The organism is Aliamphritea ceti (genome assembly GCF_024347215.1).
Taxonomy (GTDB): domain Bacteria; phylum Pseudomonadota; class Gammaproteobacteria; order Pseudomonadales; family Balneatricaceae; genus Amphritea; species Amphritea ceti.
The window spans coordinates 1,598,228-1,621,342 of the sequence record NZ_AP025282.1 but is presented as its reverse complement, the minus strand read 5'-3'; the positions used below and the strand labels follow the sequence as shown (position 1 = coordinate 1,621,342).

The window sequence follows — 23,115 nt, the reverse complement described above, 5'->3', positions numbered from 1 at the left end:
GAACCCTTAAAATAAATCGATCAGTGATTGTTGCTGCATGCCATCTGGCTCAGCTGCTTTACTGTTTTTCGCTGTGGCTTTTTTAGATGCTGGCTTCTTTCCAGACGCTTTCTCAGAAGTTTTTTCAGAAGCTTTTACAAAGAGACCTTTCACTTCAGAGCTGGCTGCAGGCTTGCCCTCAGATTCATTAGCGGGCTGACTCTCTGGCTCATTTGCAGGCTGTTTACTTACAGGCTTATTTTCAGGTAAGTCACCGCCGAACAAATCATCCACAGCCAGCACTTCTGACTCGGCTGTAGCTTCAGAAATAGCCTCTGGCTCTGGCTCTGGCTCTGGCTCTGGCTCTGGCTCTGGCTCTGGCTCTGGCTCTGGCTCTGGCTCTGGCTCTGGCTCTGGCTCTGGCTCTGCGACAACAGCTTCCTGATCCAGATCGGGAGATGAAAGCTCTGTACTTGAATCTTCAGCAACCTGAGTTACCCGCTCTTCATCAACAATTTCTTCGCTGGTAACCTCTTCCCTGACGGCTTCTTCAATATTCGTTTTGTCACTGACAGAGGCTTGAGTCACAGCATTTGCAGCCTGGGTCAATTGTGCCGCCAGTTCCTGATCTTCATCGTTCAGGTTGTCTCGGACTTCACCCAGTACCTGGGCGAAATTAACCCGTAAGCGCTGCAGGCGGTTTTGTTCTTCTTCGCTGCTGAAATCTTCCCGGGCGAGCCGTTGCTCAAACACATCCTGCGGATTTAACTCCGCCAGTGTTTCACGCTGCTCATTGTCGGACTGTTCAGACTTCTGTACCCGGCTGCGGCGTAACTGCAGAACCTCTACGTTATAGTCTGCAGTTAAACTCTGGATCCGCTGCTGCAGGTCATTCAGATACGACTGTGCGCTCACTTCTATGGTTAGCCAGATTGGCAAAACATCATTGGTTTCCAGCTCTGCCAGCTGCTCGGCTATTACCTGTAAATCACCTTTAAGCTGTGCCATCGGTTGAAACATAGGAATTGGCAGGACAGTTACATCTGCGGTTTTGCCGGGAGCCACATCCACCAGCAATACCTGCTTTTGGCTGCGTAACTCATCAAAACTGAGTGGAATGGGTGAGCCGCAATAACGGATAGTGTCGGATTTAGCGACTTTCTGCGGCCGGTGAATATGGCCTAAGGCAATGTAGTCTGCCGGTGGAAAATGACTGGCTGGAAAGGCCTCCAATGAGCCAACATAAATATCCCGAACGGATTCGCTGGTCTGAACGCCCATTGCTGTTAAGTGGCCAGTAGCAACTATAGGCAGTGCCTCATTAGCGCCTTGTTCGGCTGCTACCTGCTGCGCCAGTTCATAACGGCTCTGGTAAAAGTCACTGATGGCCTGACCTAACTGTTGCTGTTTCTGCTTGCCAGTCTGGCCAGCTTCGCTAACCATCAGATCCCTGGGCCTCAGATACGGCACCGCACAAAGTACTGCACCGGGCTCACCATCCGCCTGATTCAGGACGATAACCTGCTGATCAATTGCGTCGCCAACACCAGCAATTACCCGGGTGTTCAGCTGTTCAAGCAAAGTTTTAGATTCGTTCAGCATAGCGACTGAATCATGATTGCCTGCCAGTACAACTAACTGGCAATTCAACCGGCTGAGTTCAACAATAAAATGGTTATACAATTCACGGGCATAGCTCGGCGGTGCGCCGGTATCGAAAACATCACCAACAATCAGTACCGCATCGACCGCCTGTTCCTGAACCTGCTGTAACACCCAGTCACAAAACTGACGATGTTCATCCAGCCGACTTTTACCCATAAAGTTCTGACCGAGATGCCAGTCAGATGTATGCAAAATTCGCATGTAATTATTTAACTCATTCACCGGCTGCGGAGCAGCCATTAAAATCTTATTCTTAACGTCATAGCACTTACAAATAGCGCTTATGAATAGCGCTTATGAACAGCACTGACGATTAGCACGTAAAAAACGCACTAATTACTTAACAGCGCTGGCCTTAGATAACCCGGATAACCATCGCATAACATGCGGTCCGCGCATATTCACGCCCAACCCGGCCAGCACCAGTAGAATGCCCAGCCATTGCATACTGCTGAGTTGTTCATCCAGCAATAACGCAGCACAGCTCAGGCCGACAACCGGTACACCCAGTGTCAGAGGGGCTACCTGCGAAACCGGATAGCTGCTCAGTAAGTATCCCCACAGACTGTAACCCAGAATAGTGGCGATCAGTGCCAGATATACCAGCGCAAAGATGGAGCTGAAGCCAATGTTCAGTAACGCATTTTCTATCAAAGGCCCTTCAAGATACAGCGACAAAGCAAAAAACGGTAACGGTGGTATCCAGGCAGACCAAACCACTAAACTGATCGCCCCGTTTTTAGTTTTATTAAAACCGCGCTGGTGAATTTCCCGGTTAACAACATTACCGAATGCCCAGGCAATAGCGGCGGCAATCGTCAGGCCAAAGCCAATTGCAGTCATGCTTTGCTGCACGTCTTCTGCAATAATCTCTGTTGATGAGAACCAGACATCCCCCCAACCGATCATTACCAGGCCTGATCCGGCAATCATAATCGCCAGTAACTGATAACTGCGAATCTCTTCCTTCAGCCAGAAAGATGCCAGTAGTAAGGTGAAAAACGCCTGTGCCTGAAGCACCAGCGATGCCAGCCCGGCGGGCATTCCCAGATGCATAGCAGTAAAGAGTAATGCGAACTGGGCAAAGCCAAGTGTCAGACCGTAGGCCAGTAGCCAGCGTAAAGGGACATCCGGTCGGGCCACAAACCAGCAACCTAAGACTGCTACCAGTAAAAAGCGTAAACCACCCAGTAACAGAGGCGGCATACCTTCCAGCCCCCAGGCAATAACTACAAAGTTGAACCCCCAGACCACAACAATAATCAGGCCCAGCAGAGTATCTCTGAGATTCATTCTATTCGCATCCTTGACGCATGGTGCTGCCAGCGCAGCAAGAGAGCCAGTGGCCGTCGATTCAGACCATCAGCTAAGAGAGAAACAGCAGGTTATGGGAATATCTGTCCGGCGTCCAGAGACAGTCTCCGTAGAAATAAACAGCACAGCTGAAATAGACAGAGAGTTGAAATGGACAGGACAGTTGAAACAAACGGAGAGTTAAAACAGAACGAACGTAAAACACCGGCAGATAAGGTTCTGCCGGTGTAGATCAGCTATCAGTTATCGCGGCTGACAATTCGCTGTAGTAATTGTTTAGCCAGCCCCCAGTCACGGGGTTGTTCTATGCGCTGATCCGTAACAGGCACTATCTGTTCGCCTTCCTGTTCGGCGACTTTAAAGGTAAAGACATAAGCAGGTTCCGACCCCATCCGCAGATCAGATATAACCACGTCATTCTCGTTGCTATGCTCTACTTTGAGAAAACCTTTACTGAACCACTGCAAACGCGTTACCGGCCAGTGATCCTGTAAGTCAGATAATAATTCCGGCTGATTTGCATAATGCTTAAAATCAATACTGCGGTCCGGATCGAATAATGAGTAATAGCCTTCCAGATAGCCATCATCCTGCATCACTAAAACCCGCCATAACACAGTATTAAAGGGGCCAGCTGTTACCAGCAATTCGTTTTTCTGATCACTTGTAGTCGTTACCGAAGCCAGGTTTTCTTCAGCAATCCCAGTGACGTAAGCCTGCGCAGACAAACCCCAGACAAGATATAAACTGCTAAATGCCAGACCGATACGGTTCATTCGCCGCCCCCAGTCAGCCTGTCGGGAAGACAAGGCCAGCGCAACGCCAATTAACAGCGGCACTGTGTACAGAGGATCAATGATAAATACACTGCCAGTACCTATCGGCACCACAGGCAATGGCCAGAACAGTTGTGTTCCGTAGATGGTAAAGCTATCAAGAATAGGATGGGTAACTAACGCCAGCCAGACCAGCAACAACCATTGCCGTTGCAGGCCGGGGTACTGCTTATGAAATTTATTAATCAGCCAGGCCAGAAGCGGCGCCAATATGCTAAGCGTAATCAGTGAATGGCTGAAACTGCGATGATAGGTAAAATCTGCCACTGCACTGCCCATGGACACAAACACATCCAGATCAGGTATGGTCGCCACAACACCGCCCCAAAGCGCAGCACGGTAACCTACTTTATGCCCTAATACGGCTTGCCCAAGCGCTGCACCCAACGCTATCTGCGTAACTGAATCCATGTAACTGCTTATGCCTCAAATTATGCCCGAAACTGACATGCAAAGAGCCCATGCTACGTAGCTGTCTGTCAATTTACAAACAGCTTTACAAAACATAACACTTAGCCGGTCAGCCAGGCAGAATCAGTTCTCGGCATCCCGTTTCAGATGTTTCTTCACCCGATGAGTCACCAGCCACACGCTGGCTAGCACTACCGGAAGAAACGCCGCTCTGAGGAGATCAACATCCATCCAGGGTGCAAACGGCACAGCAGCTTTGAATATAAAGCTACACAGGGCCAGCACATAGTAGGTGATAACAACAATCGACAGGCCTTCAACTGTCTGCTGTAAGCGGAACTGCAGCTGAGCCCGTTTATCCATCGATTGCAGCAAAGCCTGATTTTGCGCCTCAATAGCCATATCTACCCGTGTGCGCAAAAAGTCACTGGCCCGGTCAACCCGGCTGGAAAGATCATCCAGACGGCGTTTGGTGGCTTCCGTTGTCCGAAAGGCCGGGCCTAAGCGGTGCTCAATAAACGCCGACATTGTTTGCAGGCCGTTAAGCTCGGTTTCCTGCAGATCATCAAGGCGGCTCTGTACCATCTGGTAGTAAGCTCGTGCGGCATCAAAACGGTAACGGGTTTCAGCAATTAACTCAGCGACAGCGGCAGCCATATCAGAAAGCTTTTCTAACTGTTCACGTTCTTCACTGATAACCCGCTCACCACTGATCTGGCGCAGCAAGTCTGCCAGTTCAGTTTCCATATCACTGACCTGCGCGCTGGTCTGCTGTGCCACCGGAAAGGCCAGTAACATCATGTTTCGGTAAGCTTCCAGTTCCAGCAGTGTCCGGATTAACCGGCCGGTCTGGCATTCATTCAGACTACGATTCACCAGCAAAACACGATTAAAACCATCACTGTGTAAACGCAACGCACTCCAGACACTGGCCGCTTCGTTACCCAGCTGCGACGCGATCAGCCGCTGGCCTTCAAAACAGGGCCGCAGGGTTTCTTTATCAACCACTGCTGTATCACTGTCGATACCTTCAATATGTAGCGCAGCAACAACTTCACCGGGTAATTCACTGATCCAGTCATCCGGTAACAGGCTGATTGCCGTTTGCGAAAAACACTGCGTACTCTTACCTTTCAGCAAAAAGGTATAGCTGCTGAATTCAGTATGGCGTTCCCAGCGTACTTCGAATTCACCAAAGTTCTGATAGAAGCACACATCCCCTTCTGATGGCGGATTAATGCTGTATCGCTTACACAGGCTACTCAGGTGCTTAAGCTCCCGGGGATAATGGTCGGCACCGGTATGCAGCAATGTCATATGCGAAACCCTTACCGGTGTTGTTGCGACCGGAAACGGACGGGCGTGCAAATCAGCATAGTTGCCCTGAAAACGCGCATGCTGACTCAGCCCGAAAGTTTCATTTAACGGGTCGGTCAGAGTCGGTAACTGGTGTAGAGCCTGGCGCAACGTAATGTCCTCAAAAATTTTAGGGCTACCATTCATACCGTCAGATACACAATAAAACAATCACTTAGCGTAAAAAACGTCGTGTTTAAGCTAATTTAGAGAAGTTTTGTGACAACGCCACGCCAAACAGATGATAACTCTGTTAAAAAGACCTCTTACAAAATTAACGGCTAGAATAAAAAAGGCCCGCAAAACGGGCCAAGGGTCTGAATGATCACATACAAGCAGAGACTGTTAGCCAGTCAGCAATCCCTGCTTAGTGACGTGATCCAAAGTGTCATCCAGTGCTTTACCGAATGACTCAAGGATTTCATCGATGTGTTGCTCAGTGGCAATTAACGGTGGACACAATGCCAGCGATGAACCTGCAACCGCACGGGTAATCAGGCCATGGCGTTCACAGGCCTGCTGAGCAAATGCACCAATAGCACCACCGGCAAAGGCTTCGCCTGTCTGCTTATTGGCTACCATCTCAACAGCGGCGATCATACCTTCGCCCCGCACTTCACCCACTAGCGGATGATCCGCCAGCTTACTCAAGCCTTCCTGCAGATAAGCGCCGGTTTCTGCGGCCTTACCAAAGATGTTATCGCGCTGATAAATTTCCAGTGTCTTCAGAGCAACGGCACAACCAACCGGGTGACCGGAATAAGTATAACCGTGACCGAATACGCCAACCTGTGAGCTTGGCTCTATCATGGCTTCGTAAATATCGCCACGTACCACTGAAGCACTGATCGGGATATAAGCAGACGAAAGCTGTTTAGCCAGTGTCATCAGCGCAGGTGAATCGATACCCATAGTGTTACAGCCGAAGTCTTTACCTGTACGGCCAAAGCCAGTAATTACTTCGTCTGCCCAGAACAGAATGTCGTACTTCGCCAGAATGTCCTGAACCCGCTGGTAATAGCCCTGCGGTGGAACAATTACACCACTGGCACCGGTAATTGGCTCAGCGATGAAAGCAGCAATCGTTTCCGGGCCTTCTTGCAAAATCATCTGTTCAAGGTTATTGGTAATCCGGGTAACGAAATCCGCTTCAGATTCACCCGGTAAAGCACCGCGGTAGTAATGCGGTGCATCGGTACGCAGAATGCCCAGCGTATCGAATGGCAAATCAAAATGCTGATGGTTAGCAGGCAAGCCGGTCAGCGAAGCCGAAGCGACGGTAATCCCGTGATAAGAACGGTCGCGGGAGATAATCTTAAACTTTTCTGGCTTACCGATCGCATTAAAGTAATAACGCAGCATTTTAATGTGTGTATCGTTAGCGTCACTGCCGGAGTTACCGAAGAATACTTTGGCATTCTCTACCGGTACCATTTCCGCCACTTTAGCCGCTAAATCAATACCGACCTGATGGGTTTTACCGCCAAACATGTGCGAGTAAGACAGCTGCCCCATCTGTTCATTGGCAGCATCAATCAGTTCGCGGTTGTTGTATCCCAGCGAGGTGCACCACAGACCCGCCAGGCCCTCCAGATAACGGTTGCCCTGATCATCGTAAACATACACACCGTCGCCACGTTCAATAGTCAGGGTTTCAGTGTTTTTCAGGTTAGTGGTCGGATAAATGATATTGCTCATGTCCGGGTCCTCTTATAAAAGTTTCACAGGCGGCGCTGTCTATAACTAACTGAACAGCGCCATGCAGTATTAGCGGTTCAGACCGCCCATACAGATGTATTTAGTTTCCAGGTAATCATCCAGTCCATATTTCGAACCTTCGCGACCCTGACCCGATTCTTTAACACCACCAAACGGGATCACTTCTGAACTGATAGCCGTTTCATTAACGCCTACCATGCCGTAATCAATGCCTTCGGCTACACGCCACATACGGCCCATATTTTCAGTGTAGAAATATGCCGCCAGACCAAACTCAGTATCGTTGGCCATCGCAATAGCTTCTTCTTCGGTGCTGAACTTGAAGATTGGCGCAACCGGACCAAAAATCTCTTCACGGAATACACGCATTGAAGGATTCACATCCGTCAGAATCGTTGGCTGATAAAAGTTACCTTCGCCTGCCTGAGGCTCACCACCAATAACAACCTTGGCACCCTCTTCAATAGCACTGGTCACTTTGGCGTGTACGTCACGGACTGCTTTTTCAGTAATCAGCGGACCGTGTGTTGTATCTGCCGCAAAGCCATCACCAATATTAAATTCAGCAACAGCAACACGCAGCTTTTCAACGAAGGCATCATAAATACCTTCCTGAACGATCAGGCGGTTAGCACAGATGCAGGTCTGACCAGAGTTGCGGTATTTAGATACCAGAGCACCGGCAATTGCCTGATCCAGATCGGCATCATCAAAAACGATAACCGGCGCGTTACCGCCAAGCTCCATAGAAGTACGTTTAACAGTGTCTGCACATTGGCGCATCAGCAGCTTGCCTACCGGAGTAGAACCGGTAAAAGTGACTTTCTTCACCGTTGGGTTAGAGGTCATTTCACCGCCTATAGCAGCTGCATCACTGCCAGTGATCACACTGAACAAGCCTGCAGGTAAACCGGCACGCTCTGCCAGTTCAACCAGTGCCAGTGCAGACAATGGCGTTTCTGCAGCTGGCTTAAGAATGATCGCGCAACCTACTGCCAGTGCCGGTGCAACCTTGCGGGTAATCATCGCATTCGGGAAGTTCCACGGCGTAATTGCCGCCACCACGCCAACTGGCTGTTTAATCGCGATACCGCGACGGTCAGTCTGTGGGGTTGGAATAATATCGCCATACACCCGCTTACCTTCTTCGGCAAACCACTTCAGGTAAGACGCGCCGTAACCCACTTCACCACGGGATTCGAACATTGGCTTGCCCTGCTCTGCAGTCATCAGAATCGCCAGGTCTTCCTGATTTTCCAGGATCAGCGCATGCCACTTTTCTAATACAGCACTGCGGCTTGCCGGTGCTAGCGCACGCCATTCCTGCATCGCACGGGATGCAGCTTCAATCGCCTGACGAGTTTCCGCCGCACCTACATCAGCAACATCAGCCAGATGTTCACCGTTTGCAGGGTTTGTCACCGCAAAGGTTTTACCTTCGAAACCGGCTGTCCAGTTACCATCAATATAAGCCTGGGTTTTCAGCAGACCAGAATCGTTTAGTTGAATTGCCATGAATCACTCCGCGTATTGTTCGCTACGACTTGTCAGTCGGATAAATATCGTTGTGATCAGTTATAGTCAGATTTTCTATTTGTTAATATAATTATTTATCCAAGCAAACATTTGAATATTCAAATGTAATTTTCAGCGACATTATCAACTTCGCTTTTTAGCAATGTACGGGAGCGCATTATGGGCCGTAAAAAAGCCGCCATTAGCGGACAGTTAGCCGATCAGGACCTGCGCTTACTCCGCGTCTTCAAAGGGGTTGTTGAGGCGGGCGGATTCAGTGCCGCTGAAATGCAACTCAACCTGGCCAACTCAACAATTTCCAATTACATATCTGATCTGGAAAAACGTCTGGGTATGCGTTTATGTGAACGCGGGCGCGGCGGCTTTAGCCTGACACAACAGGGCCAGACTGTTTATGAAGCCACACTGGAGCTACTCAATGCTTTGGACCAGTTCAGCCAACGGCTCAACCGTTCCACGCAGGGTATTTACGGCCGGCTGCATCTGGCATTTGCTGAACATATGCTTGGCGCCCACAATGCCTTTGTGGTTGAAGCGCTTGATCTGTTTACCCGTCAGGCACCGGAAGTAAACATTGAAATAACGACTCTCAGCTCCGATGAAGTAACCACTGCAGTACTGAACAAACAGGTCGACATTGGCATTACAGTAGAAGCAAGGCGCTACCATGAACTCAACGCTCTGGACCTTTTCGATGAACAAATGCTGCTTTACTGTGGCCAGCAGCATCCCCTTTACGATCAGGCTGAATCCTCAATAACTGCTGAAGCGCTGCGTGAATATCGCTTTGTTGAGTCGCCACGCTTACTACCTGGCCGGGAAGTTCATCCTGATATGCGTCACTGGAATCGGCACGCCAAGGCTCACCATCAGGAAGCCCGGGCAACTTTAATTCTCAGCGGCCAGTATCTGGGCCTGCTGCCGGAGCATTTTGTGGCCAGCTGGGGGCTACAGGATAAACTGCGGCCGTTGATGAAAGACACCTACGGTTATCGCAACAGTTACCGGGCAATCTGGCCGAAAAAAACCACTAAAGATGAAATTATCGAAGTCTTTCTGGATGCACTGAATCAGGTTCGCCCCGCTTCAGTGACAACTAACTGATAGCCGCATATTCACAGTGGTTTCAGGAAACAGATGAATAATGCAGCAAACCTGCTCACCGGATATTGCCTTTTATGCCAATCTCTAAAATTTCACGCAATGCAGTCGTCAGTTTGCTGCCACTGATTATGCTGCCCCTGAATGCAAGCGCTGGAGTGCTGATTAAGCATCCTGATTTCAGTGTAGTTGCCGATGCTTATATTAATCTGACCACTGGCAACGCCGCAGAAAATACCGACAGGATTGCAGCCGATGCAGACATCCGCCTGCTGGGCCTGCACGAAACCGAAGAAGGCAATAAATACGGCGGCCGTATCACTTTCGAATCAACTTCAGCTGGCAGCAATAACCAGGATCCTGAAGTCGGCGAAGTCAGCTTACTGGCTCAGTCTGACTGGGGCCGAATAGAAGTTGGCGAACGTCAGGGGTTACCGGACGTACTCACTGGCTTTGCACCCAACAACTACACTTTTACCTTTGCAGAATATGGCCCCTCTACCGGACGCAACCTCAACCCGGCTGGAGGCCTGCAAAGCAGCTTTATAAATCAAACCGAAGCCACTGCTATTAACCAGCTCAGCTCGCTTGGCTTTGTCGCCTCGCTGGCCGGCAACCGCTCAGCCAAACTGATTTATGCAGCGCCCCGCTCCGCATCCGGAATCAACACCGGCATCTCATACGCACCGGATATCAGTGACGATAATCCGGGCTTTAAACAGCTGATTCAAAGTGGCCTGACTTATGACTATTACTGGGATGAACACCAGCTACACCTGGGTGGCAGCTATACCTACGCACAGGCTGAGAATCTCATCAGCAGCCAGCAGCGAGACGACTTAAGTTCGGCAAATCTAGGCATTTCAGCAACCTTTAACAGTAAACTGGCGATTGGGATCAGTACCACTTATAACGGTACTTCCGGGCAGCTAAGTAATAGTATTCAGGAAAATACTCAGGGCTGGGTAACCAGCCTCAATTACAACAGTGGCCCCTGGACTTACGGCGGCTTCTACCAGCAGGCGTATGGGCAGGGAGATACTCAGCAAGCCGGACGCAACCGGCTGGAAGCATACCAGATAGGCGCATCGTACCGTTTTAATATCCGTACCCGCTTGTACACTGCTTACTATCATTATGATCTGCGTAACGATAACCAGAGTAGCAGTGACGGTGACGTCGTTTTACTTGGCGTCCGAATCATCCTGTGAATATCAATCAAAAGAGTCTGCTTATGAACAATAAAGCCAAAGCTATTCTGGCACTCACCTCTGCTGTGAGTTTGCAGGGCTGCGCCCAACTGGAAATTTCCTCAACGCTAACTCCGGGCAATACAACGCAGGCCCTTAGCCATCCGGAAAAACCCGTATATGAATTTGAAAAATGTTATGGCGTAGCAAAGAAAGGCCAGAATGACTGTTTTTCTAACGGGCTTGCCTGTGCAGGTACCTCAACGGAAGACCGTCAGAAAAACGCCTGGATATTCGTGCCCGAAGGCAGTTGCGATAAAATTGATGGCGGCAGCACTTCAAAAAGCTAACTGCAGAATTACTGACTGGCACTCTTAAATGACAGCAACCCGACACCCATGCTGACAAACAGTCCACCGGTTACCCGGTGAAACCATTTCATTCCCTGGCTGCCAGTAAGAAAACCTTTTGCTGACTGAGCAAGCAGTCCATAGCAACTCAGTGAAATGAAAGAGAACAACATGAATGCGCCAGTCATGACCGAAAACTGTGGCGCCAGCGCGTAGTTCAGATCAATAAACTGGGGGAATAACGCCCCAAAAAACAGAATAGGCTTAGGGTTAGTAACTGCTAAAAATAAGCCTTCGCGGTAATGTGAAAACCATGCCCGCTGTTCAGTTTCAGCTCCGCCTTCTTCCTGAAGCTTCAACTGGCGCTTGCGGGAAAACAGCTGACGTACGCCCAGATAAATCAGATACGAGGCACCCAGCACCTTAACCAGCATAAACAGTGTGGTTGAGGCCATTAAAATAGCACCAAGTCCGCCAACAGATACCAGAGACAAAACAAACAGACCGGTAATATTTCCCAATGCGCCAATCATTACCGCTCGCATGCCATGGGAAATGCTGTTGAAGATCGCCAGCAAGATAGCCGGGCCCGGACTAATCACATAAAAAAATGAAATCAGCAGATACATCATCAGCGTGTCTGTATTCATGGTTAATATCCTTATTTCTCAGCGTCTCTGACACATATGTGCCATACGGCCAAAAACTATAGCTGTTTTAATAACCAATGGCGACTGGCACGCAAAATATCTCCAACTGGGTATATCAGCGATTGGGAGCTTACCGATACTGTAGCGACATTATCGGCGAATATGTTCGCCCACAGAATGACAGAGGTATTTATGACTGCCCAGGCCCACACAACATCTTATTACGCTGCATCTGCCAACGAAAAGCAGCTACGCCCTGCACTGAACGACAACATTGAAGCCGACGTTTGTGTCATCGGTGCTGGCTTCACCGGTTTATCCAGCGCTCTTCACCTGGCAAAAGCCGGATTTAAGGTTGTTGTCCTTGAAGCCGATCGTATAGCTTTTGGTGCGTCTGGTCGTAACGGTGGCCAGATTGTGCATAGCTACAGTCGTGATATCGACTTCATTCACCAGCATTACGGTAAAGAAACCGGCTCAGCGATGGCCAGTATGGCATTCGAAGGTGGTGAGATAATCCGTGGCCTGGTCGATGAATTTAACATCCAGTGTGACCTTAAAGATGGTGGTATTTTTGCCGCCTGTAACGACAAACAAATGCGTGAACTGGAAAGCAAAAAAGCTCTTTGGCAGGCAAACGGTCATCGCAAACTGGAACTGCTTAGTGAAACTGAGATCCAGCAACATATTGGTACTGGCCGTTATAAAGGTGGCTTGCTGGATAAGAGTGGCGGTCATTTTCACCCAATGAATCTGGCTTTAGGCGAAGCTGCAGCGATTGAATCACTTGGTGGACGTATCTTTGAAGATTCCGCCGTTACCAGTATTGATCAGCAGGCAATAACCCGGGTTAACACTGCCCGGGGCAGTGTCACGGCCAAGTATGTTGTGGTTGCCGGTAATGCTTATCTCAATGGCTTACTGCCAAAGCTGGAACAAAAAGCCATGCCATGTGGTACGCAGGTAATCGCTACAGAACCTCTGAGCCCGGCACTTCAGCAGCAACTTCTGCCAAAAGACCAATGTGTTGAGGACTGTAACTACCTGTTGGATTATTTCCGTTTATCCGGCGACGGTCGTCTGATTTATGGCGGCGGCGTTACTTACGGTGCCCGTGAGCCTGGAAAAATAGAATCGCTGATCCGGCCTAAAATGCTCAAAACATTCCCAATGCTGAAGGATACAAAAGTTGATTTTGCATGGACCGGAAACTTCCTGCTAACACTGATGCGCCTGCCGCAATTTGGCCGTATCGGTAATAATATTTTCTATGCGCAGGGTTATAGCGGTCATGGCATCACAAGTACCCACCTTGCCGGCCGCGTCATTGCTGAAGCGCTTCAGGGACAGGCTGAACGTTTCGATGTATTTGCTGGTCTGCCACAATACCCATTCCCTGGTGGACGTACTTTCCGGATTCCATACACAGCGATGGGGGCCTGGTATTACACTTTGCGGGATAAGTTGGGGATCTGATTAGCTGAGAAATATAGCTATGAATACGGGATGTAATGCATCCCGTTAAATGTATTTATCGGAGAAATAACATCCCATAGATTATGGGAAAAGCTCGGCAGAAACAGACAACCATCAGGTCGATGGCATATTTCCGCACATACTATCCAACTGTGCGATCTCACGACTCATTTCTCTGGTCACATTAATCATAAAAATTTTGAAATCTTCAGGAAAAACGTCACACAGTTCATGAAACAGTGCGCTGGATATTTCCAGCAAATAACCATCTTTCTGCATGACGGCGTTACCGTGGCGGGCCTGTAGCCCAATCATGCCAACAAAGCCAAGCTGTTCGCCAGGTAAATACGCTTTCAGGGGAACCTGATCATCGGAATCAGTTTTAGGATGATAAAACCGCGCCTGGCCACTAAGGATGACAAAAAACATATCAGAACTATCACCCAGAGAATAAACTCTGTCGTTACCTGCCAGTTTGTAAATGTCGCCGTGAGTGAGTAAAAAACTCAGACTTTCATCAGATAAAGCACCAAACATGGACAAGCCATGGCAATACTCCAGGGAAAACTGCCCACTCAAATCTGAGTATTGGTATAACTGCATAATCCGTCTCCGGGAATCACAATCTCAGTATAGTGCAATAACCAGGTTCTTAGTGCCTAAGACACGAAAAATAAAGATAAAACCTGAAATATTCACAGCCATCCCAACACCTGATCTTTGCTCAGGTTTCTATACATACGCTGCTTACATATTGCACATAAAAATATACGATGCTGCACGTTAACTCCGCGTTAACAACATAGCAAGATTAGCAATTCAATTACTCCCCAAACTACCCGACCTAAGTACTAAATATGTATATTTATTCGTAAAGCTATCAGTCTGAACGACGTTTTTTCAATGAATTTCCGGGCACGGCTTCCATCGGATTATCCGGCCAGTAATGTTTAGGATAACGGCCTTTCATATCCTTTTGGACATCCCGATAACTGTTTTTCCAGAAACTCGCCAAATCCTGCGTCACCTGTAACGGTCGCTGCGCCGGCGACAACAGGTGCAGCATCACCGCTGTACCACGACCAATTGTCGGGGTTGAAGTACAGCCAAACATTTCCTGTAGCTTTACCGCCAGTACTGGTGGGCTCTGACTATAATCCAGCCGTGCACTGCTGCCCGCAGGTAATTTAACACTCACCGGAGCCAGATTATTCAGCGACTGTTGCTGCTCCCAGCTGAGACGGGCTAACAATATATCCTGCAAGTTAAGCTTCTTCAGTTGTGGCAGCTGCCTGATATTTTCCAGATAAGGACCCAGCCAGTCTGCCAGGCTGGCCGTAAGTGCTTCATCTGAAACATCCAACCAGACATCCGGCTCCTGACTATGTAAAAATGCCAGTCGCTGCCGCAATACAGTTGCGCTGTCCCAGCTAAGCAAATGCAGCCCGCGTTTTGCCAACATTCGGACGATAGCCTTTACCCTTAATTCAGAAGCCACATCGGAAAGATCCGAACGCTGCAATACAATCGCTCCGACTCTACGCTGGCGTTCACTGCGTAAACGCTCTGCGGACATATCCCACTCAACACTGTCTCTGATCCCGGTCAGTTCTGAAAGAGGACCGTCGAATAACTGTTTATTCAAAGCCACCGCTGCATAGATCTGGTCAACACTCTGCCCTTGTCGACCGCCCTGCTCTGCAATCACTAAAAAAGCGGCTTTCTGTAACGGATCATGCTGCCGCAGACGTGCCGCCCGACCGTTACTTAACAGGTAATCATGACTCTGAGGGCTGCGCCGTGCAGCTATTCTGTCCGGATAGGCATAACTGAGTAATATTGCCAGCCAGTCATCAGCACTATTCGGCGCTGCAGAAAGCCTGTTCTGATCTGCGTCTCTAGCTGCCTCTTTAAGTGCAAGACGACTGAATTGCCCGGCTAACTGCTGACAACGCTTACGTAACGGCGCATCCTGCGATCGGCCACTGAGCTTTCCCTTAAGCCATGCAAGGTGCTGGCTGAAGTCTGAGCTGTCTATTCCGGAGCGTTCACTCAGCAGGGCTGCAATATCGGCAGCAAGTGGTAATTGCCCCTGCTGGGCCCCAAGCATCAACATACGCGCTAAACGGGGATGTACTGGCAAAGCAGCCATTTTCTCACCCAAAGCAGTCACACTAACCACAGAGGTTGCAGCATCTATGGACAATGCTGAAAGATTTACCAGTAAATCTGTTGCCTGGGCCACCGCACCTACAGGCGGTAAATCCAGCCAGTCTAATTCAGCCGGATTATCTACGCCCCAGGACTGTAGCTGCAGCACCAAAGGAACCAGATCCGCATTAAGGATTTCCGGATCACTGTGTGGCGCTAACTGATCCTGTTGCTCCTGAGACCAAAGCCGGTAACAAACACCTGGTTCGGTCCGACCGGCACGCCCTGTACGTTGAATACTCGCCGCCCGGGATAAACGTCGGGTATGCAATCTCGACATACCGGTATTCGGATCAAAGGCTGCATAACGGCTGAGTCCGGCATCAATAACCACCCTGACACCATCGATTGTCAGGCTGGTTTCGGCAATGCTGGTAGCCAGAACGATCTTACGCTGCCCTTTCTTAGCCGGTGCTATTGCCTGTTGTTGGCGTGCAAAATCGAGATCACCAAACAAAGGAAACAGGCGAGCATCATTAAACTCGGTTTCAATCGATGCGAGCCGCTGAGCAGCACGGCGAATTTCAGCTTGCCCCGGCAGGAAAACCAGAATACTGCCAGTTTCACTTTCTAATGCCTGTCGGACTGCAGCTGCAACCTGCTCTTCAAGCGGCTTCTGCGTGTTATAACCTAAATATTCAACTTCAACCGGATACATACGCCCGGCACTGCTCACTAAAGGTGCATCCGGCAACAGCTTTTGCAGCTGAGCACCGTCCAGAGTGGCGGACATCACTAAAAGATGCAGCGGCTGTTCGTCCCGAAATAATTCACGCCCCTGTAAACATAAGGCCAGCCCCAGATCAGCATCCAGATTACGCTCATGGAACTCATCAAAAATAACTAAGCCGATCCCATCAAGGCTGGGATCATCTTGAAGCATCCGCACCAGTATGCCTTCAGTAACCACTTCGATGCGGGTCGCCGGACCAATTGCAGACTCAAGACGCACTCTGTAACCAACAGTTTCACCAACTTTTTCGCCCAACATCTGCGCCATACGCTGAGCCGCTGCACGGGCAGCAAGCCGGCGAGGCTCCAGCATGATGATTTTCTGGCCACTCAGCCAGTCTTCATCTATTAAAGCTAAAGGTACACAGGTGGTTTTACCGGCACCGGGTGGTGCTTCCAGTATTACCTCAGTACTGGAGAGCAAAGCAGACTTAAGCGCGTCGAGCACATCATGGATAGGCAATGAAATCATATAGAATCAATCTTGAATTAACTGACAGGTAAAGCAGATTTCGTGCATTGTAACAGGCACCGCTGATGCAAACAGAAAATTACTTCGCTAAGAATTACCCGCTGAGAATAGCTGAAGTTTTTTCAGCCATGTAGATACCGAATACAGTGAACCGGAGCCACTATAAATTCCAGGCAAAAAAAAACCGCACATATGTGCGGTCATAAGCAACGATCAAAGGTTTGTCGCCCTCAACAGTCCCAGGAAAATTCCGGTTTACGGAAACAGACTGGACGGCGTTAAGTAAAAGTTACCGGTTAATTTGTCTGTTTCACTGTAGATAAATTCATCATAGCCTAGGCTTCGCCTGTTGGCTCCTCTTGCAACTGGGTTTCATCCCCAGATTGGGTACCGAGGTTTGCAAGCATGGAATCCAGCATCGACAGATTATTCTGCAGTTGCTGCTGAGCATTGTTGCTGGCTTCGGTATAACGGCCATCCTGCTCAATCAGGTTGTTTAGCAGTGAACGTGTAAAGTCAGTGGCGTCCTGCATAATCTGATGCGCATTACCCAGCTGTTCTGTCAGGCCTTCACGTATTGGCTGTAGACCCTGCAGCCCAAAGCCAGGATCATTCATTTGCTGCACATTTTCATACATTGCTGTGCTGGTATATGTCTGGCTGCGGGTCAGCTGGAAGTCCATAGACGCCAGTTCAGCACCATCCATCTGATAATTAGCAGCGGTATTAAAAGCATCCTGTACATTGCCAGAGAAGAAATCATTGGCAATGCCTGTCATGTCTTTTACCAGGTTCGTTATCGCATCCAGCTCATCAGCATTTAAGTCGCCCTCGACACTGAATCCAAAAGAACTGCTGGAAGACTGCTCTAACGAAACGCTTGCTGCCTGGCCGTTGTTATTACTGACGCCTGCAATACTGGCTCTGAAGCTGTCCTGTCCACTGAACTCGATGGTAACTTTGTCACCTTCTTTGGTTTCCAGTGTCAGTGAAAAGCTTTCAGCAGCAGTAAAACGCTCTGACGCAGCTACTGCCTGCGAACTGCCACGACGTGATACTTCATCAGATTGCGTCTGTCCCGGCGGGTCTAATCGTTCATTACGCCCCGGAGTCCGGTCAGAAGAAAGAGGATTACTGAATAAGTTCGAGGACGGTAACTGTGAAATGTCCATCGTGCAGGCCCTGTATATTAAGTGGATCAATGGTCTGTTTATCGACACTGATTCCACAAACTTAAGGCCTAAATTCAATCAGTTTGGTATTTACTAATAACCAATAGCCAACTAAGGCACTGATTAATATTTAACCTACTTTGATTAATAAGCAGTTTTTATCGCAGCTTTAAAGCAAGAAATGTTAGAAAATAAATTTTTGTCAGCAAATTTCTATCTGCTCTATCCACTTCTCTTCATCGTTATCCAGATATACCTGTTCCAGTAAGGCTCCTGGCCAGGCATGTTGCTGGTTGATATAACGAAGCATAGCGACAGACAGCATTTTGACCGGAACCACTTCGCTCCAGATAGAGTTATTCAGACATCGCCAGTGATTATGATCAATTAACCTGGGCCGCATAATCTGCTTCTGACAAGTACCACAAATCATAATGCAGTGATCATAATCAGGCTCAGTCAGAACCGGCGGTACTTCATACACCGACAGCTTCACACCCTGCGCGTCACACAGTTCACAATGTGCGCTGCAACGGCGCACTAAATCTTTACCGAACATCGACAGGCCATAATGACCTTCATAATGTTTAGCATGTCCTCTGGACATACATCACCCCCATACTCAGTAAGACCTGCAAACAGCACTTTGTAATAGGTGTTGCCCTACAAACTGTACAGGCCTTAACACGAGTCCATTCCATATACAGCGTTGACACTAAGTATTAGTCAGGTCGCCAGAATTACAACTTAAAAATCAATATATCTCCTTTATTTCAATAAGTTATAAGAAAAATTTAAACACTTTAACTATTGTGAAATAATAGATTTTTCAGGTGTTAGCGGCACGTTCACTGCTGTTACATGCCTATTAAGCACGGCTTTTACCAAGTGGTCAGTTGCATATGCAACAAAACTCATTTTGAAATTTTTTCCCGTTTATACCTGTAAGACCCATAAAAATGACATATGTCACTTTACAGTTGAGGATTACATAAATATGATAATCGTTATCATTTAGATTTACGGAATTAAAACTATGCGCTTTCTTTGCGAAACTCACCGCCAGCAACTTCTTCAGGATGAAAATCAGGTACTCAGTCACTGGCATGAATGGATGCGGCAGGGTGATTCTTTTTTGCAGGCAGAGCAGTGGGCTGACGCTTTTCGGGTACTGGGATGTAGCTTTGAAGCCGCCGAGTGGTTGCTATTTGATTGCCAGACTGAGCAGCAGGATTTTGCCCACCTGAAACATTTTATTACCGCTGGTCAAAGGCTTGCTGGCTGTTGTCGCCGCAGTGGCCGTACCGATCTGGAATTACACTTCTTACTCTCAATTCACTACCGACTGATTGATCTGGCAAAAAGCAGTGCATCTGAATATTACCCGCTGAGCCTTAACCTGCAGGAATCTATTCAGCGACTCAAGCAGCATAGTCATCAGCATGGCGCGTTTGAAGGATATCCGGATTGTCTGGCAGAAACAGCAACCTACCAAAAGAGCTTGCGTCGTCATCTTCACTGATAACAACGCAGCCTTACCAACAACAGGCGAATGAAATTACAGCGTCAGTGTGAAATCATCGGCATCCTGATAAGCAGGGAATTGCTCCCGAAACGCCAGTAGATCTGTTTTTAATAAAGTTTTACTGGCGCAGAAGCTTTTACCCTGCACCTCATCACACATAATTTCGCCTTTGAAATCCAACAGCATACTGTCTCCGCTGTATTCAAGCTGATTGGCATCTACCCCTACCCGGTTTACACCAACAACATAACAAAGGTTCTCAATTGCTCTGGCAGCTAATAATGTCCGCCACGGATAGCGGCGTACCGCTGGCCAGTTTGCCACATACAACGCCAGATCATAGTCATTGCGGTTGCGTGAATAAACAGGAAAACGTAAGTCATAACACACTTGCAGTAATATATCCCAGCCACGAAAGTTGACCACAACACGACCTTCCCCGCTCTGGTAACGCTCGTGTTCGCCTGCCATGCGGAACAGATGACGTTTATCGTAAAACTGAACGCTACCATCAGGCTCAACCCAGAGCATCCGGTTGTAGTATTCACCATCCTCAATAATTGCCAGGCTGCCACAGACAGCAGCATTTCGCTGTGCCGCCTGTTGCTTCATCCAAACGATACTTTCACCATCCATATTCTGGGCCGCTTTACGGCTATCCATAGAAAAACCAGTGGCAAACATTTCAGGGAGCACTATCACATCAGCCTTGGCTGAATGTTCATCCAGCATGCGTACATACATTTCACAGTTCTGTGCCGGGCTCTGCCACTTAATATCTGGCTGAACCAGTACAACGGTCAATTCGTCCTGAACTAAATTTTGCATAATATTTCCGCGGCCTTCTCAAGAGTATTGTCTTCTTTGGCAAAACAAAAACGGATAAGTTTCTGCGCCGGCGGCTGTTGATAAAAGACTGAAATGGGGATTGCCGCAACACCCTGCTCTGTCAGCCAGTCAGCAAACTCAATATCACTTTTCTGGTCATCTATCGCTGAATAATCCATCAGCTGAAAATAAGTACCGGCCGTAGTCGAAAACTTAAAACGGCTTTTTTGCATCAGTGAACAGAACAGGTCCCGCTTGGCTTCATAAAATGCCGGCAACTGCAGATAATGCTCCGGATGCGTCTGCAGATAATCTGCAACGGCACACTGCATAGGATGTACCGAACTGAACGTCAGATACTGATGAACCTTACGCAATTCCTTACTCAGCGCCTCAGGCGCCACGCAATACCCAAGCTTCCAGCCGGTGGTATGTAAGGTTTTTCCGAAAGAAGACACCACAAAGCTGCGGCTAGCCAAAGCAGGTCGGGTAAGTACACTGTGATGCTGACTGCCATTAAAATAAATATGCTCGTACACTTCATCACTGAGCAGCAATATTTCGGTGCCGGCTAATAGCTTTTCCAGACCGTCCAGCTCAGTTTCACTCAGTACTGCTCCACTGGGGTTATGCGGAGAGTTAATAATCACCATCCGGGTACGGGTGTTAATTGCCTGAGCCAACGTATCGAGTGGTAAACTAAAATCACCACTGTTCAACTGCAAATGTACAGCCGTACCACCATTCAGCTCTATCGCCGGTTCATAACTGTCGTAGGCCGGATCAAACACAATCACCTCATCGCCCTGACGAATCACAGCACTGATCGCAGCAAAAATGGCTTCTGTCGCACCACTGGTAACAGTAATTTCAGATTCAGCATCCGGCAGCACGTCGTAGCAACGCTGGGTTTTCTCAGCAATAGCCTGACGTAAAGAAGGTGCCCCTGTCATCGGCGCATACTGATTCAGCCCTTGTTGCAGATAAAAATTAACCCGTTCCAGTAATTCACGTGGACTGTCAAAGTCAGGAAACCCCTGTGAAAGATTGATAGCATTTTTTTCGGCTGCCAGTTGCGACATTCGGGTAAAGATCGTTGTGCCGACTTTTGGTAATTTTGAATCTATATGCACGATTAAAGTCTTTTATCAGTACGCTGTTATTTTCAGTTTCTGACAAAATCTTACACCCAGTTGATAGCTACCGCAGTAACTTCCTCAGCTTTTCAATACTGGCGCCTAATTGGCAACACTGGGCAACATCAGACAATATTAAAAATAAAGAATTGAAAGCACTAAACCTATTACCCATCAGAGTTAGCAGTGACACTAACTTATAAAATTTTGGCCCCGTGATTAGTTCTGCCAAGCACATTAAAAAATTAGTAGATGTAGCACGCCACGAACGAGCACCCCTATTGCGGCTCCAAGCATGGCAGCTTTCGCGACTTGCCTTACCCGCTTGCCGGCAGAAATAATAATAGCTACGCCAACAACATCGAACGGATTAATAGCGAAGCCTGCAATCCGGTTGAGATCCGTCACTGTCAGCGCTCCCTGATCCAGCAGATCCAGTGTTACCCCCATCATCGCCGTGCCACCGGCAATAAACTTAGTCACAATAGGTAATACCGCAGCTTCCGGTAACGCCAGTAACTCCAGCAGTGGAGATAACAACCAGGTAATGCCCTCAATGGCACCGGTAAGCTTCAGCACATTCACCAGACATATAGCCAGTATCAGTAAAGGAATCGAACTGATAACGATTTTAATACCTTCCTGACCACCGTCAGACATAATCTGCATGATGCTCTTCGGCTCTGGCTTTTCTGCTTCTACCGCATGGTCTTTCTGATCGCCATCATCCCAGACAGGCTGTCGGGCAAACCAGTAATAGGTAGCGCTGGCGGCGACCAGACCACCCACTACAGATGTCAGCATCATAACGCCCAGATCAAGACCCACTGCTGCCAGGGGAAACACTACATTGGCTTGCGACAAAGTCAGTACTACAGCCAGTGTTGCCGCAATTGAACGCCGGGCGGTACCGTCTTTATCCATAACCGCCAGAGTCGCAATCGGTGCTGAAAAGCTGACAAACAGAATCTTAACGATGGCAAATACACCCATACCGGGGATACCAAATATCCGTAACAGAGGTGACAACAGATTGGCTATGAATGCCAGTACCCCCTTAGCCTCCAGCAACTTCATCAGTGCCAGCATGACTACCATTACCGGCATCAACAGATACAGGGCCATATCAACGGCCGTTCGGCCAGACTCTAAAATTAACGGGACAATCTGCTCCACTGGTAATGCTCCATATCTAACCGCAGATAAAAACCGGCAATTTTACGCAAAGCTACATTTCTGGTCTGAAATATTTTACGACCGGTCTGACCTTTCCTTTATAACGGCAATGGCACCAATTCGCTCTCAGGTGGTCTTACACAGACTTAACGGTGTACAAAAACTTAACAAAATCTTTCATTACTCACCATATTGGGTATATTGAACGGTGTGTCGTTTTTCTTTTTACATCTGTGCATTAATACTGCACCACGTGCATTACCCAATTTCTAACACGTGT

General features: G+C 48.4%; 19 protein-coding genes. 5 read left to right on the top strand and 14 right to left on the bottom strand.

All coding sequences use genetic code 11. The features are described 5' to 3' along the window. Positions 1 to 6: 6 nt before the first annotated feature. From sbcD to OCU49_RS07390, 6 genes are all read right to left on the bottom strand, one after another. Positions 7 to 1,884 carry an exonuclease subunit SbcD gene (gene sbcD / locus OCU49_RS07415; protein ID WP_261844344.1) on the bottom strand — a complete coding sequence of 626 codons (1,878 nt, stop codon included), beginning with the start codon at positions 1,882 to 1,884 and terminating at the stop codon, positions 7 to 9. 96 nt (positions 1,885 to 1,980) lie between these two features. Continuing rightward, a complete protein-coding gene (locus tag OCU49_RS07410) occupies positions 1,981 to 2,937 on the bottom strand; it encodes an EamA family transporter (protein WP_261844343.1) in 957 nt (318 codons plus the stop codon). Between the two features lie 260 nt (positions 2,938 to 3,197). Continuing rightward, positions 3,198 to 4,205, bottom strand: a complete 1,008-nt coding sequence (locus OCU49_RS07405) for a metal-dependent hydrolase (protein WP_261844342.1) — start codon at positions 4,203 to 4,205, stop codon at positions 3,198 to 3,200. 123 nt (positions 4,206 to 4,328) lie between these two features. Beyond that, positions 4,329 to 5,672 carry a DUF3422 family protein gene (locus OCU49_RS07400; RefSeq protein ID WP_261844341.1) on the bottom strand — a complete coding sequence of 448 codons (1,344 nt, stop codon included), beginning with the start codon at positions 5,670 to 5,672 and terminating at the stop codon, positions 4,329 to 4,331. A 234-nt stretch (positions 5,673 to 5,906) separates the two neighbouring features. Next, on the bottom strand, positions 5,907 to 7,259 hold the full coding sequence (locus OCU49_RS07395) for an aminotransferase (RefSeq protein ID WP_261844340.1): 1,353 nt from the start codon (positions 7,257 to 7,259) through the stop codon (positions 5,907 to 5,909). A gap of 69 nt (positions 7,260 to 7,328) precedes the next feature. After that, positions 7,329 to 8,795 carry an NAD-dependent succinate-semialdehyde dehydrogenase gene (locus OCU49_RS07390; RefSeq protein ID WP_261844339.1) on the bottom strand — a complete coding sequence of 489 codons (1,467 nt, stop codon included), beginning with the start codon at positions 8,793 to 8,795 and terminating at the stop codon, positions 7,329 to 7,331. Between the two features lie 180 nt (positions 8,796 to 8,975). On the opposite strand from OCU49_RS07390, the gene OCU49_RS07385 reads away from it, so the two are divergent. The 3 genes from OCU49_RS07385 (at position 8,976) to OCU49_RS07375 (ending at position 11,457) form a co-directional block, all read left to right on the top strand. Further along, positions 8,976 to 9,920, top strand: coding sequence for a LysR family transcriptional regulator (locus tag OCU49_RS07385; protein ID WP_261844338.1), 945 nt, complete (start codon positions 8,976 to 8,978; stop codon positions 9,918 to 9,920). A gap of 74 nt (positions 9,921 to 9,994) precedes the next feature. Further along, positions 9,995 to 11,128, top strand: coding sequence for a porin (locus OCU49_RS07380; RefSeq protein WP_261844337.1), 1,134 nt, complete (start codon positions 9,995 to 9,997; stop codon positions 11,126 to 11,128). Positions 11,129 to 11,151: 23 nt separating this feature from the next. Continuing rightward, complete coding sequence (locus tag OCU49_RS07375; protein ID WP_261844336.1) at positions 11,152 to 11,457, top strand: BufA1 family periplasmic bufferin-type metallophore; 306 nt, start codon at positions 11,152 to 11,154, stop codon at positions 11,455 to 11,457. Between the two features lie 8 nt (positions 11,458 to 11,465). Here OCU49_RS07375 and OCU49_RS07370 read toward each other — a convergent pair whose 3' ends face one another. Then, positions 11,466 to 12,107 carry a LysE family translocator gene (locus OCU49_RS07370; protein ID WP_261844335.1) on the bottom strand — a complete coding sequence of 214 codons (642 nt, stop codon included), beginning with the start codon at positions 12,105 to 12,107 and terminating at the stop codon, positions 11,466 to 11,468. Between the two features lie 192 nt (positions 12,108 to 12,299). On the opposite strand from OCU49_RS07370, the gene OCU49_RS07365 reads away from it, so the two are divergent. Continuing rightward, a complete protein-coding gene (locus OCU49_RS07365) occupies positions 12,300 to 13,583 on the top strand; it encodes an NAD(P)/FAD-dependent oxidoreductase (RefSeq protein WP_261844334.1) in 1,284 nt (427 codons plus the stop codon). A gap of 114 nt (positions 13,584 to 13,697) precedes the next feature. On the opposite strand, the gene OCU49_RS07360 is transcribed toward OCU49_RS07365, so the two are convergent. The 4 genes from OCU49_RS07360 to OCU49_RS07345 all read right to left on the bottom strand — a co-directional run bounded on the left by OCU49_RS07360 (position 13,698) and on the right by OCU49_RS07345 (position 18,777). After that, positions 13,698 to 14,186: a Crp/Fnr family transcriptional regulator gene (locus OCU49_RS07360; protein WP_261844333.1), complete on the bottom strand. Its 489-nt coding sequence runs from the start codon at positions 14,184 to 14,186 to the stop codon at positions 13,698 to 13,700. Positions 14,187 to 14,463: 277 nt separating this feature from the next. Continuing rightward, the gene (gene hrpB, locus OCU49_RS07355; RefSeq protein WP_261844332.1) at positions 14,464 to 16,998 is read right to left on the bottom strand and encodes an ATP-dependent helicase HrpB; all 2,535 of its coding nucleotides are present in this window, start codon (positions 16,996 to 16,998) and stop codon (positions 14,464 to 14,466) included. 335 nt (positions 16,999 to 17,333) lie between these two features. Then, the gene (locus OCU49_RS07350; RefSeq protein WP_261844331.1) at positions 17,334 to 18,170 is read right to left on the bottom strand and encodes a hypothetical protein; all 837 of its coding nucleotides are present in this window, start codon (positions 18,168 to 18,170) and stop codon (positions 17,334 to 17,336) included. Between the two features lie 202 nt (positions 18,171 to 18,372). Then, positions 18,373 to 18,777 carry a phnA protein gene (locus tag OCU49_RS07345; protein ID WP_261844330.1) on the bottom strand — a complete coding sequence of 135 codons (405 nt, stop codon included), beginning with the start codon at positions 18,775 to 18,777 and terminating at the stop codon, positions 18,373 to 18,375. A gap of 429 nt (positions 18,778 to 19,206) precedes the next feature. On the opposite strand from OCU49_RS07345, the gene OCU49_RS07340 reads away from it, so the two are divergent. Then, positions 19,207 to 19,692 carry a hypothetical protein gene (locus OCU49_RS07340; RefSeq protein ID WP_261844329.1) on the top strand — a complete coding sequence of 162 codons (486 nt, stop codon included), beginning with the start codon at positions 19,207 to 19,209 and terminating at the stop codon, positions 19,690 to 19,692. Positions 19,693 to 19,728: 36 nt separating this feature from the next. Here the strand turns inward: OCU49_RS07340 and OCU49_RS07335 are convergent, their stop codons facing one another. From OCU49_RS07335 to OCU49_RS07325, 3 genes are all read right to left on the bottom strand, one after another. After that, on the bottom strand, positions 19,729 to 20,523 hold the full coding sequence (locus OCU49_RS07335) for an amidohydrolase (RefSeq protein ID WP_261844328.1): 795 nt from the start codon (positions 20,521 to 20,523) through the stop codon (positions 19,729 to 19,731). Further along, positions 20,511 to 21,656 (bottom strand): pyridoxal phosphate-dependent aminotransferase, encoded by a 1,146-nt coding sequence (locus tag OCU49_RS07330; RefSeq protein ID WP_376787893.1) that lies wholly within the window; start codon positions 21,654 to 21,656, stop codon positions 20,511 to 20,513. Before OCU49_RS07330 ends, OCU49_RS07335 begins: the two co-directional genes overlap by 13 nt. 240 nt (positions 21,657 to 21,896) lie before the next feature. Further along, a complete protein-coding gene (locus tag OCU49_RS07325; protein ID WP_261844327.1) occupies positions 21,897 to 22,835 on the bottom strand; it encodes a nucleoside recognition domain-containing protein in 939 nt (312 codons plus the stop codon). Positions 22,836 to 23,115 lie beyond the last annotated feature (280 nt).

Excerpts from the sequence above, each read along its gene's own strand:
- sbcD (WP_261844344.1), bottom strand. The coding sequence starts at position 1,884 with ATGGCTGCTCCGCAGCCGGTGAATGAGTTAAATAATTACATGCGAATT.
- OCU49_RS07410 (WP_261844343.1), bottom strand. The coding sequence starts at position 2,937 with ATGAATCTCAGAGATACTCTGCTGGGCCTGATTATTGTTGTGGTCTGG.
- OCU49_RS07405 (WP_261844342.1), bottom strand. The coding sequence starts at position 4,205 with ATGGATTCAGTTACGCAGATAGCGTTGGGTGCAGCGCTTGGGCAAGCC.
- OCU49_RS07395 (WP_261844340.1), bottom strand. The coding sequence starts at position 7,259 with ATGAGCAATATCATTTATCCGACCACTAACCTGAAAAACACTGAAACC.
- OCU49_RS07390 (WP_261844339.1), bottom strand. The coding sequence starts at position 8,795 with ATGGCAATTCAACTAAACGATTCTGGTCTGCTGAAAACCCAGGCTTAT.
- OCU49_RS07385 (WP_261844338.1), top strand. The coding sequence starts at position 8,976 with ATGGGCCGTAAAAAAGCCGCCATTAGCGGACAGTTAGCCGATCAGGAC.
- OCU49_RS07380 (WP_261844337.1), top strand. The coding sequence starts at position 9,995 with ATGCCAATCTCTAAAATTTCACGCAATGCAGTCGTCAGTTTGCTGCCA.
- OCU49_RS07375 (WP_261844336.1), top strand. The coding sequence starts at position 11,152 with ATGAACAATAAAGCCAAAGCTATTCTGGCACTCACCTCTGCTGTGAGT.
- OCU49_RS07370 (WP_261844335.1), bottom strand. The coding sequence starts at position 12,107 with ATGAATACAGACACGCTGATGATGTATCTGCTGATTTCATTTTTTTAT.
- OCU49_RS07365 (WP_261844334.1), top strand. The coding sequence starts at position 12,300 with ATGACTGCCCAGGCCCACACAACATCTTATTACGCTGCATCTGCCAAC.
- OCU49_RS07360 (WP_261844333.1), bottom strand. The coding sequence starts at position 14,186 with ATGCAGTTATACCAATACTCAGATTTGAGTGGGCAGTTTTCCCTGGAG.
- hrpB (WP_261844332.1), bottom strand. The coding sequence starts at position 16,998 with ATGATTTCATTGCCTATCCATGATGTGCTCGACGCGCTTAAGTCTGCT.
- OCU49_RS07350 (WP_261844331.1), bottom strand. The coding sequence starts at position 18,170 with ATGGACATTTCACAGTTACCGTCCTCGAACTTATTCAGTAATCCTCTT.
- OCU49_RS07345 (WP_261844330.1), bottom strand. The coding sequence starts at position 18,777 with ATGTCCAGAGGACATGCTAAACATTATGAAGGTCATTATGGCCTGTCG.
- OCU49_RS07340 (WP_261844329.1), top strand. The coding sequence starts at position 19,207 with ATGCGCTTTCTTTGCGAAACTCACCGCCAGCAACTTCTTCAGGATGAA.
- OCU49_RS07335 (WP_261844328.1), bottom strand. The coding sequence starts at position 20,523 with ATGCAAAATTTAGTTCAGGACGAATTGACCGTTGTACTGGTTCAGCCA.